The 16058-nt window shown below is 38.1% G+C and carries 9 protein-coding genes; 6 read left to right on the top strand and 3 right to left on the bottom strand.

Annotated features, from left to right (window positions below):
• Positions 1–13 precede the first annotated feature (13 nt).
• Positions 14–769 carry a DeoR/GlpR family DNA-binding transcription regulator gene (locus GUB10_RS14960; protein WP_193712272.1) on the bottom strand — a complete coding sequence of 252 codons (756 nt, stop codon included), beginning with the start codon at positions 767–769 and terminating at the stop codon, positions 14–16.
• Between the two features lie 254 nt (positions 770–1023).
• On the opposite strand from GUB10_RS14960, the gene GUB10_RS14955 reads away from it, so the two are divergent.
• The 6 genes from GUB10_RS14955 (at position 1024) to GUB10_RS14930 (ending at position 11560) form a co-directional block, all read left to right on the top strand.
• Positions 1024–4251 (top strand): TonB-dependent receptor, encoded by a 3228-nt coding sequence (locus GUB10_RS14955; protein WP_193712271.1) that lies wholly within the window; start codon positions 1024–1026, stop codon positions 4249–4251.
• A 19-nt stretch (positions 4252–4270) separates the two neighbouring features.
• A complete protein-coding gene (locus tag GUB10_RS14950; RefSeq protein ID WP_193712270.1) occupies positions 4271–5986 on the top strand; it encodes a RagB/SusD family nutrient uptake outer membrane protein in 1716 nt (571 codons plus the stop codon).
• Positions 5987–6079: 93 nt separating this feature from the next.
• Positions 6080–7681 carry a glycoside hydrolase family 10 protein gene (locus GUB10_RS14945; protein WP_193712269.1) on the top strand — a complete coding sequence of 534 codons (1602 nt, stop codon included), beginning with the start codon at positions 6080–6082 and terminating at the stop codon, positions 7679–7681.
• Between the two features lie 3 nt (positions 7682–7684).
• The gene (locus GUB10_RS14940; protein WP_193712268.1) at positions 7685–9142 is read left to right on the top strand and encodes a sodium:solute symporter; all 1458 of its coding nucleotides are present in this window, start codon (positions 7685–7687) and stop codon (positions 9140–9142) included.
• Positions 9143–9249: 107 nt separating this feature from the next.
• Positions 9250–10266, top strand: a complete 1017-nt coding sequence (locus tag GUB10_RS14935) for a dipeptide epimerase (protein ID WP_193712267.1) — start codon at positions 9250–9252, stop codon at positions 10264–10266.
• A 64-nt stretch (positions 10267–10330) separates the two neighbouring features.
• Positions 10331–11560, top strand: a complete 1230-nt coding sequence (locus GUB10_RS14930; protein ID WP_193712266.1) for an SH3 domain-containing protein — start codon at positions 10331–10333, stop codon at positions 11558–11560.
• Positions 11561–11644: 84 nt separating this feature from the next.
• Here GUB10_RS14930 and GUB10_RS14925 read toward each other — a convergent pair whose 3' ends face one another.
• Positions 11645–15439 (bottom strand): phosphodiester glycosidase family protein, encoded by a 3795-nt coding sequence (locus GUB10_RS14925; protein WP_193712265.1) that lies wholly within the window; start codon positions 15437–15439, stop codon positions 11645–11647.
• An 18-nt stretch (positions 15440–15457) separates the two neighbouring features.
• Entirely contained in the window at positions 15458–16045 is a 588-nt protein-coding gene (locus tag GUB10_RS14920) for a peptidoglycan recognition family protein (RefSeq protein ID WP_193712264.1), read from the bottom strand.
• Positions 16046–16058: the final 13 nt, after the last annotated feature.

Raw genomic sequence — 16058 nt, 5'->3', positions numbered from 1 at the left:
TGGTAAGGTTTTTTTAAAGTAATTCCAGTCCACTATTTTTATATTTTAGTAATTCAGGTGTATTCGGAGATAATTCTGTAATTAAGGAATCTACCTGAAGGGCGTCACATACCTTAAACCTATTTGAAGTATTTAGTTTTTTAGAGATGGTAAGCGACACTAATTTTTTTGAAGATTTTACCATAGCTTTTTTCATTTGGGCCACCTCCCAATCCAACTCTGTTATTCCTTTTTCAATATCCATATAGCCGGTACCCAAAAAACAGATATCGGCGGTAATTTCAGATAACAGATTAATTGCACTGCCACCTGCGGCAAGTTGCGAACCTCTTGAGAGTTTTCCTCCAATGAGGTGTACCTCATCATTTTTAGAAACATTGTTTAACAATTCTACAGCCATAGGAAGGCTGGGGGTGAAGAAGGTTAAATTCATTTTTCTGGGGATTAATTTAGCCAGTTCCAAATTGGTAGATCCACCGCTAATAAGAACTACATCACCGTGATTTAAAAGCTTAATTCCTTTTTTGGCAATAATAGATTTATTTTCATGTTCATAAATCTCCCGTGTATTATCTGAATGTATATTAAACCCATTTGAAACGGCTCCTCCGTGAACTTTTTTAAGTTGTTTTAACTTGTCCAGTTCCATAAGATCCCTTCGTACGGTGTCCATAGATACATTAAGGGTTCGTGTTAAGTCACTTAATAAGACCCTGTTGTGTAAATGCACTTCATCTAGAATAATTTGATGGCGTTCTGCTTTCTTCATATAAAATCTTTTGTAATGGCTTTTACTTAAACAACCTATTGTAAGCCTGTTAAAATGTTAATTTTTCTAAAATAAAACTTGAATTACTAATATTACTTCTTTTATTTTAAATCACAAATATGCGATTAAAAATTGCAAAAAGGATGTTATATGTTGTAAAAAACAGCATATAATGCTAATTAATGCAATATTTAATTGCTATTAATGTATTTATATAATATGTTTGTTTCCTAATCAATTGTTAATGTAATAATATGGAAAAACGATTTCGTAAATTTATTTTGGTGTTGGTCTGTTTGTTTTCAATACAGGCCTGGGCACAGGAGAGAGAGATTTCCGGGGAAATTTTTGATACAGACGGGATGCCACTTCCTGGAGTGAACGTATTTATAGAAAATACGTCTACCGGAACCGTAAGTAATTTTGATGGAGAGTTTTCTTTACGTATCCCGGATGAAAATAGTACCGTGTTGGTTTTTTCTTCATTGGGTTTTAAAGAACAAAAACTTAGCGTGGGGAGTAAAGATTACTTTTCAATTACTATGCAAATAGATACCGAAGGTTTAGATGAGGTAGTTGTGGTTGGTTATGGTAGTCAAAAGCGTAGTAACGTAACTAGTTCAATCTCTACGATAGATGCCGAAGTTTTGGATTCCAGACCAATTACTGATGCAGCCAGGGGGTTACAGGGAGCAAGTCCCGGGATTACCATAACAACTCCAACCGGCCAGATAGGCCAGGATCCTACAATTAGGCTTCGTGGTAATATTGGAACTTTAAGTCCTGGTGGTGGGGGAGCTCAACCATTAATTTTAGTGGATAATGTAGAGGTATCCAGTTTGCAGTCTATAAACCCACAGGATATAGAAAACATTTCTGTATTAAAGGATGCAGCATCTACCTCTATTTACGGGGCCAGAGCCGCCTGGGGTGTTATTTTAATCACTACTAAAAATGGTAGAAGAAGTCAGGCACCCACGGTAAATTACTCTAATAACATTTCCTGGTCTACACCAACAAATACTCCAACGGTAGCACCAGCTGCAGATGGAGCAGAAATGGCTTTTGCCGCTGTAAGAAGAAGAATACCTTCTTTAGAAGCCTTTGGTTTGGTTAATATGTATTTAGATGATACTGCTATCGAAAAAATGCGTGAATGGGAAGAATTATATGGAGATCAAGACTTAAGTGATGAAATGGTCCTTGGCCGTGATTTTGAAATAAGAGATGGGAGGTTGTTTTTTTACCGCCCCTGGAACCCCGAAAAGAAATTTGTTAAAGAATGGGCTCCACAACAAAAGCACGATCTTTCTGTGTCTGGAGGAAGTGAAAAAACTAATTATTATGTTGGCCTTGGTTACCTGGAGCAAGGGGGAGTTTATAAAGCCAACCCAGATGAGTTTGAAAGATATAACCTTAACCTTAGCGTAAATACTTCTATTACTGACTGGATGGACGTTAGGGCGAAAGTATTATATACAAATACAAAAACAACTGAACCGTTTGCATTTGGATCTGCTACTTACGATGCCTGGTATTATACCACTAGATGGCCGGCTTACTATCCTTACGGGACTTATGAGGGAAACCCTTTTAGAAGTCATGTAAATGAAGTTGCTCAGGCAAAAATGAACGAAAATGATAGAGCTTTAACTAGGATAAATCTTGGTACTACTATAAATCCAGTTGAAAACCTGGATATTAATTTTGATTATACGTTTGATGGTGTGGATAGACATGAACACCAGGTTGGAGGATCAGTTTCGGCTTATAATTTCTGGGCCACAGGGCCAGACCTAGTTTATGAACCATATACGAGTCCTAGATATGATAGGGTTGTTTATAACTCTTCCTGGAGTAGGAGAAACACTGCAAAAGCTTTTGCTACTTACGATGTGAATATTGCAGAAGATCACCAATTTGAAATTACTGCAGGTGGTGATGCCGAAGAGTTTGAATTATGGTCACAATATTCTCAACGGAATAATTTATTAAATCCAGATCAAGGTGAGTTAGGTATTGCAACTGGAGATGAATTCGCTGATGGAAGTAGAAATAATTGGACCACTTTAGGTGCTTTTGCTCGAATTAACTATTCTTATAAAGAAAAATATCTACTTAACATAAATGGTAGATATGATGGTTCTTCCAGGCTTTCCTCAAATGAAAAATGGGCGTTTTTTCCATCTATGTCGGCTGGTTGGATTGTTACCAAAGAAGATTTTATGGACGCTGTACCAGCGCTATCTTTCTTAAAACTTAGAGGGTCATACGGATCTGTGGGGAACCAAAATGCATTAATCAGAAATATTTATCGAACTATGTCTTCCTTTGATACGGGTTGGTTAATAGATGGTCAAAATAAGCTGAGCGTTAGTACGCCAGGAGCTTTACCGGCAGATCTTACCTGGGAAACGGTAACTACTTTAGATTTAGGTTTCGATGCGAGATTCTTTAAAGATAAATTAGGGGCTAGCTTTAGCTGGTACGAAAGAACAATTAGTGATATGCATAGTGCTGGGGTTACCTTACCTAATTCATTTGGTACATCCGCTCCAATTAGAAATTTTGGAGAAGTTCAAACCAAAGGTTGGGAACTAGAATTAGATTTTAGTCATACTTTTGATAATGGTCTTAGTATTAACACTAAAGCTAATCTAAGTGACTTTAAAGAAAGGGTAACTAAGTTTGCTAATACTACCGAGGGAATTAATTCTTATTATGAAGGAAAAGAACTAGGCGAAATTTGGGGGTATGAAACCGATAGGTTTTTTACAGAAGCCGATTTCGATTCTGAAGGTAATTTGGCACAAGGGATTCCTTCCCAGGAAATTTTTGAAACCAATGGATGGTTCCAGTATGGTCCCGGAGATATAAAATATAAAGATCTTAACGGAGACGGGGTAATTGACTATGGCTCTAGAACTGTAGGTGATTCTGGAGATATGAAAAGAATAGGTAATTCTACTCCTCGTTATCAATATGGACTCCAAATAGGGGCTAGCTGGAAAGGTTTCGACTTTAATATGTTTATGCAGGGAGTTGGAAAACGTGATTTCTGGGCAAACGGACCGGTATTTATCCCCGGATATCGTTATGGTGAAGCTTGGTACGCTCACCAGTTAGATTACTGGACACCAGAAAATCCTAACGCTTATTATCCACGACCTAACGATCAGCAGCAATCTAATAATGCTATGAACTTTTTACCACAGTCAAAATACTTATTAGATATGTCTTATTTAAGAATGAAAAATATCACCTTAGGATATACTATCCCAACTTCACTAACCGAAAAATTTCAGGTAGAAAGGTTTAGAATTTATGCCAGTGGTGAAAATCTTTTCGAGTTTACCGGCGCTCAGGTTCCGGTAGATCCTGAAGTAGACTATACTTCGGCCGGATTAAATGATACCTCAACCTTTGGTCGTGTATATCCTTTTAGAAGATCATTTTCTTTAGGAGTTCAGGTAACACTATAATTTTAAAAAAATAGTTATTATGAAAGTAACAAATAAAATATTTATACTTTTTTTTCTTGCCCTAGGTATTGCAGGTTGTGAAAAAGATTTTCTCGACACACCACCCCAGGATGTTCTGGTAGACGAAACCTATTGGACTAGTGAGGTAAACGTAAAAACATTTGCCTACGGTTTTTATACATCATATTTTTCGGGCTATGGCTCCGGTTATACCTGGGGAAAGTATTTTTCAGGACAAAGTTTAAACGACGATTTTGCACCTACAAATCCTCCAAGGTTTACCCAACAGGTTCCCACTTCAGGTGGCGGATGGAGCTTTGCATGGGTTCGTAAAGCCAATATTTTTATAGATCGTGTACAGGGGGTAGATATGGAAGAAGAAGCCATTAACCATTGGACTGGAATTGGCAGGTTCTTTAGAGCTTTAGAATATCACGATTTAGTAAAAGATTTTGGTGATGTTCCTTACTACGATAAGGAACTTGCTGAAAATGACAATGAAATGTTATACAGGGAGCGAGATGAAAGAACTTTTGTAATGGATCGTGTTTTAGAAGATTTTCGATTTGCCGCAGAAAATGTAAGGGACAATGTGGAAAACGAAGGTCAGGAGGTAGACAGGAGTGTAGTTCTTGGTTTTATGTCTCGAGTGTTTCTTTATGAGGGTACCTGGCAAAAATATCATGAAAACAATAATGAAAAAGCAGCCGAATATCTAGAAGCGGCAAAATGGGCGGCACAGGAGATAATAGAATCAGGTAATTTTTCTTTAGGAAATTATAGAGAGGTATTTAACTCTTTGGATTTATCTGGAAATCCTGAAGTTTTATTATATCGGGAATATGAGGAAGGAATGGTTACCCACTCCCTTAACAGCTATAACAATAAGGAACCGCAAACAGGTGTTTCTAAAGATGGTATTGAGTCATACCTTGCAGAAGATGGTCTTCCCATTGGAATTTCAACATTATATCAGGGAGATAAGGGCATTGAAAACCTTATGGCAAATCGTGATCCTAGAATTTATGAGACTTTTGTTTCAGATGAATTAAGAATTAATGGAGTAGATCCTAATTATTCAACTACAGGAATAGCTACCCATAAATTCTTAAATGAGGATATTGCCGATGAACCAAGAGGAAGTTCAAATTTAAACCCAACTGATGCCCCTATAATTAGATATGGTGAAATTTTAGTTAATTATGCTGAAGCAGCTTACGAATTATCGACAGTAGGTGGTGCTACTTTTGCACAAGAAGATCTAGATAAGTCTATTAATGTACTTAGAGACAGGCCGGGTATTAATCTTCCGTATTTAGAAGTTTCTGGAGATCAGCCTGCCGTAAATGGACAAGTTTATGATGATCCACAAAGAGATTCGGGGGTTGCGCCAATTTTATGGGAAATACGAAGAGAAAGAAGAGTAGAATTAATGTTTGAAGGGTTTAGACTGGACGATTTAAAAAGATGGAAAAAACTTGAATATATCGATATGGTCCAGTATCCAGATATTAATCGCGGTGCATGGATAGATAAATCCAATTATCCCGATGCCAATTTAGAAAGCCTTGCAGTAACCGGAGGCGGAGATAAGGGATATTTAATTCCGGCATCTGCCGAAGAAGCACTACGAACTTTTGAAGATCCAAAAGTCTATCTTGAGCCCATTCCATTAGATCAAATTACATTATATAGAGATCAGGGAGTGGAATTAGAACAAAATCCAGGTTGGTAATTATACTTATATTTACGAGGTGGAATTAATAAAAAAGTCCTTCAGAAAATATCTGAGGGACTTTTCTTTAATTGCTCTCAAAATCTTCAAACTATGAAAAAAACACTTCTTTCCCTACTTACTTTATGCTTGTTTTTTTATTCCTGTAAATCTACCCGGGAAGTCCCAGAAGCTCCAGAAGAGCCCGCTGTACCCGATACAGAAGAAATAGTTGAACCAATCCCTGAAGAAATTGAGGTTCCAGAAACACTAGACGAAGAAGAGAAAGCCTGGAACCCTAATACACCAAAGAATATTGAAGAATTTCGTGCCGCCTGGATCGCTACTGTTGCCAATATTAACTGGCCCAGTAAACCTGGCTTATCTACTTCGGCACAGCAAAAAGAAGCTTTAGAGCTGTTAGATTTTTTAGAGTCGCACAACTTTAATGCGGTTGTTTTTCAGGTACGTCCACAGGCCGATGCCCTTTATAATAGTGAGATAGAACCCTGGTCGTATTTTCTTACCGGAGAACAGGGAAAAGCTCCTGAACCTTATTACGATCCGCTTAAATTCTGGATCAATGCCGCTCATCAGCGTGGTTTAGAACTGCACGTTTGGTTAAACCCGTATAGGGCACATCATACCACCGGAAAGGAAATCAGTGAAAAATCGGTAATAAAAACCAATCCCGAACTTGTGGTAGCATTAGAAAACGGGATGTGGTGGATGGATCCTGCCCAAAAAGGCACGCAAGACCGATCAGCCGCGGTTGTGATGGATATTGTAAAACGTTATGATGTAGATGGTATTCATTTTGACGATTATTTTTATCCTTACGACTCTTATAACAACGGCAAAGATTTCCCAGACGATAAAAGCTGGAGAGCTTATCAGGCAGCCGGTGGCGAACTTTCACGTGGCGATTGGCGTAGGGAAAGCGTGAATGTTTTTATCAAAAGAATTTATGAAGAAATTAAAGCTGAAAAACCACATGTAAAATTCGGTCTAAGTCCTTTTGGTATTTGGCGCCCGGGCTATCCGGAGTCGGTACAGGGGTACGACCAATACGATAAGTTATATGCCGATGCCAAACTATGGTTAAATGAAGGCTGGATAGATTATTATACCCCACAACTATATTGGAAAATTAGTCAATTAGGGCAAAGCTTTCCCGAATTATTAGGTTGGTGGAAAAGCGAAAATACCAAACAACGCCATTTATGGCCGGGAATGAATGTTGGGGGCGATGGTGACGAGATGCATATTACAGAGGTGATAAACCAAATTATGATTACCCGGGGCATGCTTCCGCAAAGCAAAGGTGCTGTGCATTGGAGTATAGGTCCCCTATTAAAAAATAAAGAGCTTGCAAAGGCCATAAAAGAAGGGCCCTACAGGAAGAAAACCCTGGTTCCGCCAAGTCCCTGGTTAGACAATACCCCGCCCGAAATTCCTAATGTAACCGTAAATGAAAACCTGGATAAAATTGAAATGACCTGGGGCGTTGAAGATGATGCAGATATTAAAAAGTGGGTTTTGTATTTTAAATATGAAACCGGCAGTTGGGATTACAAAATTTTAAATTCCGAAAAAAGAAGTCAGAGCTTACAAAAGGAAGTAGGGAAGAAGAAGGTGCAACTTGAAAAAATAGGGATAACCTCGGTAGACCGAAACGGAAATCAAAGTGAATTTATAGAAATTAAAATAAACTAATCTATGAGCCCACTTCTCGTTTTTGGGGTTATTGCCGGTTATTTTTTGCTTTTAATGGGCATTAGTCATTTTACTTCAAAGCAAGCCGATAATAACACCTATTTTACAGCAAATAGACAATCGCCCTGGTTTCTGGTAGCTTACGGGATGGTTGGTGCTACCTTGTCTGGGGTTACTTTTATATCGGTTCCCGGTGAAGTTGGAAATTCAAATTGGACCTACCTGCAATTTGTAATGGGCAATATGATGGGCTATGCTGTTATTGCCTTTGTTTTAATACCATTGTTTTATAAACTGAAATTAATTTCCATTTATGAATATTTAAAAAATCGGTTTGGGCAGAATTCTTATTATGCCGGCGCTTCATTTTTTTTGATCTCCCAAACCGTAGGCGCCTCCTTTAGATTGTTTTTGGCAGCCCTGGTTTTACAAATTGCTTTTTTTGATGCTTTTGGAATCCCGTTTTGGGTTACGGTGTTAATTACTATTGGTCTAATTTGGTTATATACTTTTAGAGGTGGAATAAAAACTATTGTATGGACAGATACCCTGCAAACCACTTTTTTACTCTTGGCGGTGGTAATAAGTATTTTTATGATTGTAGATCATATGGGTCTTAAATTCACCGATGTATTTGCCACTGTGGCCAATAGCGAAAAGTCTACGATCTTCGATTGGGATTGGCGTTCCAATAATGCATTTTTTAAGAGTTTTCTGGCAGGAATATTTATAACAATTGCGATGAATGGACTCGACCAAAACGTAATGCAAAAAAACCTTACCTGTAAAAGTAAAGGGGAGGCACAAAAGAATATTTTTTGGTTTTCTATTGTATTTTTCTTTTCAACGGTACTATTTCTGGCCCTTGGGGTTTTGCTCTACAAATACGCCGCAGATCAGGGTATTGCCATCCCGGAAAGAACAGACGATCTTTATCCATTACTGGCATTAAACCACTTTGGAATTTTGGCCGGTATTGTTTTCTTATTAGGAATTACGGCAGCCGCTTTTTCCAGTGCAGATTCAGCTTTAACCGCGCTTACTACGTCTTTTTGCGTAGATATCCTGGACATTCAGAAAAAGGAGAAAAATCAGAAAAGAACAAGGATGCTGGTTCATATAGGCTTTACAATCTTAATGTTTTTCGTAATTATTGTTTTTAATGCCTTAAACGATAGTAGTGTGGTAAGTATGGTTTTTAAAGTAGCCGGTTTTACTTACGGTCCGCTGCTGGGATTATTTGCTTATGGCTTACTATGTAAAAACCCGGTGCGGGATAAATGGGTGCCACTTGTTTGTATTTTATCACCGGTAATTTCAGTAATTTTAGATTTTAATTCTGAAGAATGGCTAAATGGCTATGAGTTTGGTTTTGAAATATTGTTGGTGAATGCCGCAATTACCATGTTGGGTCTTTTTGCACTTTACCGCCCAAATACTGATGAGATTTCTATAGAGTAAATTACTTTGGGGCAAGGCCAGGAGGCATTCGTTGGAAACAATTTTTAATTTCGAGGCAAGCCTCGGGGTATTATACCTTTTGGCGGTGCCAATAAAATGCTAAAATAATGGAGTTAAAATTTTATCCATACAACCTGGAACTAAAAAACACTTTTACCATAAGTCATGGTTCACGGGATGTACAGCCAACCTTAATCGTTTCTTTAAGCGATCGTGGGTTTACCGGTTATGGCGAGGCTACGGCAACCTCTTATTACGGTGTAAGCATAGAAAAAATGCAGGCCGATATCCTTAAAATTGAAGACCTTATTGCTAAAAATATCCTGTTAGACCCCGAAGAATTATGGAACCTAACCTATCCTCATTTAAAAGAAAATCCGTTTGCATTATGTGCTTTGGATATAGCGATGCACGACTTGCACGGAAAAAGAAACCGGCAGCCGCTTTACAAATTGTGGGGTTTAACCTTAGATAATATTCCGCTTACCAATTATACTATCGGAATAGATTCTGTAGAAAAAATGATTCAGAAAATTAAAGAATTTCCATGGCCACTTTACAAAATAAAACTGGGGACCAAAGATGATGTAGCCATTATTAGAGAGTTGCGCAAACATACCAATTCAATTTTTCGTGTAGATGCCAATGCCGCCTGGGAGGTAAACCAGGCGATAGAAAATGCCAAAGCCCTAAAAGAATTAAATGTAGAGTTCCTGGAGCAGCCCTTAAAAGCAAACGACTGGGAAGGAATGGAAAGACTTTATAAAGAATCGGTTTTACCACTAATTGCCGATGAAAGCTGTATTGAAGAAAGCGATGTAGAGAAATGTGCGGGCTATTTTCACGGTATAAATATTAAACTTACAAAGTGTGGTGGGCTAACGCCGGGAAAACGAATGATTTTAAAAGGGAAGTCCCTTGGCTTAAAAGTAATGCTGGGCTGTATGACTGAATCTACCGTGGGAATTTCGGCCATTGCTCAATTATTGCCATTGCTGGATTATGTAGATATGGATGGTGGCCTATTAATTAAAAATGATATTGCCGACGGCGTAAAAGTTTATGACGAAAAAGTACATTTTCCTAATAGAAATGGAACCGGAGTTGAATTATATGAGAAATAGAAAAATCAAGTCGTTCTAAACCTGTTTCAGAATCTAAATTTTTAAAAAGTAAAAATAAATACCGATGAAATTAATCACAAAATCTTACCTACCTTTTCTCTTAAGCGTCTTTTTGTTCGCCTCCTGTGAGGAAACAGAAGAAAAAAATGAAGAAACTCCGCTTAAAAGTCAAATTTCGGAAGTGGAAGAGACCTATGCGCCAGATGGCCGGGTAGCGCTTTTTAAAGTTGAAGCAGCTAAAAATGGTGAAGCCTATATCTTAAAAGGAGAAACAAATACTCCCGAAGCAGCAAATGCATTAAAAGAAAAATTGGAGGCTGAAAATATAAAGTTCACCGATAGTATCAAGGTTCTTCCAGATGCTGAGGCTTTAGAAGATAAAGTTCACGGAGTAGTTAAGATTTCGGTGGCCAACCTGCGCGACGAGCCTAAACATTCGGCACAATTGGTAACCCAGGCAACCCTGGGAATGCCCCTTAAAGTATATAAGAAGCAAGACGGCTGGTATTATGTGCAAACCCCAGAGGGATATTTGGCCTGGGTAGACTATGGTGGTATTGAAAATATGACCAAAGAAGAATTCCTTGCCTGGAAATCTGAAGATAAACTTATTTTTACCGAACCAACCGGCAATTCATATTCCGAAGCAAATACCAACTCCCAAACTGTTTCAGACCTTGTAGCAGGGAATGTTTTAGAGCTTACAGGCGAGCAAAATAATTTCTATAGGGTGAAATATCCAAACGGCAAAGAAGGTTTCGTAGCGAAGGCCTATGCGCAGCCATATAGAGAGTGGCTGTCTTCTTTAGAGCAGAATAAAGAAGACCTGGTAGCTACTGCACATAAATTGATGGGTTTACCTTATCTATGGGGCGGAACCTCTCCTAAAGGGGTTGATTGTAGCGGATATACCAAAACCATTTATTTTTTAAACGGAATGGTGATCCCGCGGGATGCTTCGCAACAAATTCATACGGGGGACGTGGTTGATTCTGATAAGAATTTTGAAAATCTTGAAAAAGGCGATTTGCTTTTCTTTGGAAAACCGGCAACCGATTCTACTTCAGAACGTGTGGTTCACGTAGGAATGTGGATTGGAGATAACAAGTTCATCCATTCTATGGGTGAAGTTCACGTTAGTAATTTTGATACCGAAGCCGAAGATTTTGATGAGTATAACTACAATCGCTACCTACGCAGTAAACGTATATTAAACAAAGAAGATAAAGGCTTAATGTACCTTAAAAACACCGATCTTTTTACAACTTCTGAGCCCGAAGAAGTGAAAATGTAAATTGGTTGCCTCCAAAAAAATCCTCATAAGTTCTAAGAACTTATGAGGATTTTTTTTTGAAGAGCGTTATTTATTAACAGGAGGTTATTGGTCTTCTCTTTCATAAAGATAATAACCGCCTCCTTTATCCCAGCTGCAGAAAATTATAGTATTGCCATCCTTAGAAACCCCTATGCCACGAGGTTCGGCGCCATTTACTTCCGGCAGTTCCAACGTCCACATTTCTTGCTTTTCTTCATTTCTATAATGAATACTGGAAGGCGAAATTCCACTGGATCGTACAGCGGTATAAATAGCATCATTTACTACCTGTATTGCACTAGAGCCGGCAGAAATACTGGTAATATTTTCTTGTTTAGTATAATCTTTGGCGTTTTCACTGCTATACACCTGAATTTTAGGGCTACCGGGGTCTGGAAAAAAAAGGGTTTTGCCATCTTTGGTCATATCAAAAGTTCGTGCGAGTTTCCTGCCTTTAAGTTCAATAGTTCTTATGAGTTTAAAAGTATTTCCCTGCTGTTTTAATATATAGTTAGGATCATCGCCAAAGAGAGACATGGCATATATTTCTCCATTTTTGGACGCACGTGGTGCTGTAATTGCCCGTGCGCCTTTAGGTGCTTCCCAAACCGCAATGCCTTTTCCGGTTGTCGCGTTAATTTTAATGAGCCTACGATTAATTCCGGCTAGAATATTTCCGTCCAAATCTATTCCAATACCGTTTACTGGGCTTAAATTAAATTCTTCGCCATTAATTTTTACGGAAGTTAAAGGCGAAAAATCTGTTTCTTTGTTATTGGTGTTTTTAATAATTAAACCTTTGTTATAATCGGCCAGCCAGAGTTTTCCTTCTCCATCCCATTCGGCACCGTAACCTGCACCAGGAGCAGCCAGCTTTCCTTTAAAGACGTAATTTGCAGCCGGTATTTGGGCAAGATCATCCAGGGCTTCTTGAGATTTCATTAAATTTAAAGGGGTAGGAGAAGCATAAGAGAAATTACTTCCGTCTGTGGCTAGAATGCGATGGTAAAAGCTTAGCTGTTGGCCAATATTGGAATCTCCAAGCAATTTAAACCATTGTTTCTCTGTCATTTTTAAACTGGTTTTCCTTCCTGTTTTTTTCTGAAGAATTATTTTAGAAAAATCTTCGGTTGGAGAGACCTGATAAATATAACTAACAAAATCTCCATCCTGGTCTATGGCCGGGCTCCATTTTATTTCATAAAGTGCATCAATATTGCGTATACCATAAGTATTTTTTGGGTAATGTGATACAATTTGTGCTGCTTGTGGGGCTTTGTTTTGTGCCGGTAATAATTGAGATCGTAAACTGCCTGTTTTGGTATTTATTTGAATATAAATTCCCCCAAAACTTAAATAACTTCTAATTTCTTCGGTAAGTTTTAAATGGGTTGAAAATGTTCCATTCTTAGTGGAAGATGACTTAAGTTTTATTTCTTTTAACAATTCCCCGTCTTCGGTATGCCTTCCTTTATAAATTTTTATCGGGCTGCTATTCGAAAATTCTGAAGCTACATTAAAGTAATTCCCCGTGATTTTAAGTTTGTTGTTTTCAATTTTAGCTTTCACCTCTGCTATGCCGGCAATGTCAGCTGTTTTAGTATTTAAACCAGACAAATAAGCTTTAAATTTTTGACTTTTAACAACATCCCGGCGCATTACATAACCGTTTACGCCTATCATGGCTGCAGGTAAAGTTTTTTCGTCAAACAAAGGCATTGCTGCAGCTTGCTTTTTCTTTATATCGTAGGTGCTGTAAATAATGGAATCTTTTGAATTAAAGATATCCATGATTGTTATGGTATTTACCGGTTTTTTACTTTGCGTTAGCCATGAACGGGGCCCAGATCCGGCAGCACCGGTATTTAATAATTGTAATTTTCCTCTTTTACCCGGATAATAAGCGTGTTGATGCCCACTTATATAGGTATGTACTTCATATTTCTCAAGCAGTTTCTGTAGTTCTTTGGCATTTTCTAAAACATTGCCTTTAGAATCCCTTTCCTGCGCTACACTGTAAAGGGGCATATGGCCTATTACAAATCTATAGGTGGATTTTTTTGCTTCAGGGGTTTTAAACTGCTCTTTTAACCATTCCAGGTTTTCTTTGGTGATTTTGGAAGAAGAGGCTTCCCAGGAAACAAAAAAGTTATTTTTTGCAACAAAAGAGTAGTAGTTAGGAAAATTAGTAGCGTCTACAAATTGAAGCCCGGTTTTATATATGTTTTCATTCCAAAATTTTTTAGCAAAGTTATGTTCTATTGTATAATTTCTTGGTCCGTCATGATTGCCCAGGGTAAAGGCAAATGGAATTTTCGCTTTGTGCAAAGGAGCCATGATATGCCCATCAAAACCATCCCACATTTTTTGCAATTGGGTTGTTTTAGAAATTCCCATACCTGCAACCATATCACCGCCACAAATCACTAAATCTGGTTGCCAAATTTTCGGAATTCTATTTATTATGCTATCTACCTGCCACTCGTAATTGGCCGCTCCCAGCCCTGAATTTAAGTCGGAGATTACTGCAATACGAAAATCTCCTCGTTTTGGTAACACAGGAGAATCTTTTTTGGCTACCAGGCGTATGGCATCTACAGTAAATTTTCCTTCAGAGGCTCCAACTATTTCAAGGCTGTCTTTGGGGCCTATTTCAAAATTGCCCAGCACATTCCACTTTCCTACATTTTCCAGGGATTTTTGATTGATACTAAGAGTATCGGTTTTGGCTTCACCATGTAAAATATACAGTACTTGTTCAGAATTTTTCTGCGAGTTTACAGTAAACCACGAAGCTAGTTGGTAATTTTTGCGCGCTATACCTTTAAAAGTATAAAAAGCTTTATTTATCTTGTTTGAAGTAGCTTGCCTGGAGGCACTTTCTCCATAATAATTTACCTGGTTAGAGGTACTCCATATTCCTGCCTGAGAGAAATTGCTATCCTCAGTATCAAAAATTATTGGTTGGGTACGAGTCGAAACCTGAGTTTCAGATATTACTAAAGCCCCGGCATTTTTTCTTAAACTATTTCGGTTTCCTCCGGTAATATCTGTTGGAATATTTACTACCTCGTTGGCGGCAATCATAGCCGAGGACCCTCCGCCATCTAAGTTTACCGCTTCTTTTGCACCAACTTCTAACATTAACTGTGCTAATTCTTCCAAACTCACGCCAACACTGGCCTCCTGCCGTCCGTCTACGACCATCATAATTAAGCTGTGTTTGTTCTTGTAACCAATGGCAGTTCTTGGATGCCGCATCAGGTGGCTACCCGTAAATCCTTCTTCTTTATCGGTTACGTTAATTTTCCCATTTTTCAGTAAAACCGGTCCGCCACCTACTGCCTGACTTACATTCCAAATTTCCGATTTTGAATTGATATCTGGCGAGGCGAATTTCATAGGAATATTATTATTTCCGGAATTTACCCAGGCAACTTCCGGCTTGTTATTCTTTATTCCAAAAGCACCCCTTGCAATTTCAGTATTTGGTCCCGGTGCGATCACTTCTCCATCCTGAATAATTGTGCTTACAGAAGAATTTGCGGCGAAATAACCACCATTTATGGCTAATATTCCATTTCCTCTTTTATAGGTTTCTTTGGTGGTTTCCCTTATGGTATTACTGCCTAAAGAACGCAATTTAAGGTTAGTGTCACGCAAATCTATAATGGCATACATCGCTCTAACCGGCTTATTATCTGGTAATTTACCAAAAGCATCAAAAATCTTTATAGAAGCGGGTAGATTTATATTTAGGTCTTCTCTTGGTTGCCAATTAAGATTTATTTCCTGGCTTTGGAGCGGAAAAATGAGTAAAAGGCCTAAAATATTGATGAATATTTTAGTTAGTTTCATAACAATCTATTTTAGGGGTTATTTTAATTCTGATAGCTTTTGATATAAATTATTCCCGGGACAACTGGTCTCGGCTTGATCTCTGTGGCCGCTAATTGTCTTAGGGGAAATATCATATTCGCTGGAAATAAAGGCGATAAGTTCTTTTAAACTTTCCCACTGTTGAGGTAGAACTTTTTCTTTATTAAAATCTCCTTCTACCACAATTAGTACATGGCCTTCAAGGTTGTAATTGGTATTGGAATCGCCCTGGAAGTTTATATTCCTTCCTTCAGCAATTTTACCATTGGTTGCGATATAAAAATGGTAAGGAACGTCTGCCCAGGCTTTTTTAATGCTCCCATTGGCCATTGGAGAATTTTTTTGGGAGAAATTTTGCAAGGCCTGCAGTTTCTTTTCTATAGAAAGTTCCGGCTTTTGTGGCATCCCTGTGTGGTGAATGGTAATAAATTGCGGTTTATGCAACTTCATTTCCATAACCGCTTTTTTGGCATTCCAGTCTTCCCTTTTAAGAATAACAAAATCTTTTTTATTGCTCTTTTGGGCAGAAATTGAGAAACTCCATAAAAACACAATAAGAGCAATAGACTTGGTAATATAGCTCATGGGATTACCGCAT

Origin of the sequence: Salegentibacter sp. BLCTC, assembly GCF_015143665.1 — a bacterium.
In the GTDB taxonomy this organism is placed as follows: Bacteria; Bacteroidota; Bacteroidia; order Flavobacteriales; family Flavobacteriaceae; genus Salegentibacter; species Salegentibacter maritimus.
The sequence above is the reverse complement of the archived record's forward strand: the minus strand, read 5'-3'. Positions and strand labels throughout refer to the sequence as shown.

Coding starts and splice junctions, on each gene's coding strand:
- GUB10_RS14925 (WP_193712265.1), bottom strand. CDS start 15,439: ATGAAACTAACTAAAATATTCATCAATATTTTAGGCCTTTTACTCATT.
- GUB10_RS14940 (WP_193712268.1), top strand. CDS start 7,685: ATGAGCCCACTTCTCGTTTTTGGGGTTATTGCCGGTTATTTTTTGCTT.
- GUB10_RS14935 (WP_193712267.1), top strand. CDS start 9,250: ATGGAGTTAAAATTTTATCCATACAACCTGGAACTAAAAAACACTTTT.
- GUB10_RS14960 (WP_193712272.1), bottom strand. CDS start 769: ATGAAGAAAGCAGAACGCCATCAAATTATTCTAGATGAAGTGCATTTA.
- GUB10_RS14920 (WP_193712264.1), bottom strand. CDS start 16,045: ATGAGCTATATTACCAAGTCTATTGCTCTTATTGTGTTTTTATGGAGT.
- GUB10_RS14930 (WP_193712266.1), top strand. CDS start 10,331: ATGAAATTAATCACAAAATCTTACCTACCTTTTCTCTTAAGCGTCTTT.
- GUB10_RS14955 (WP_193712271.1), top strand. CDS start 1,024: ATGGAAAAACGATTTCGTAAATTTATTTTGGTGTTGGTCTGTTTGTTT.
- GUB10_RS14945 (WP_193712269.1), top strand. CDS start 6,080: ATGAAAAAAACACTTCTTTCCCTACTTACTTTATGCTTGTTTTTTTAT.
- GUB10_RS14950 (WP_193712270.1), top strand. CDS start 4,271: ATGAAAGTAACAAATAAAATATTTATACTTTTTTTTCTTGCCCTAGGT.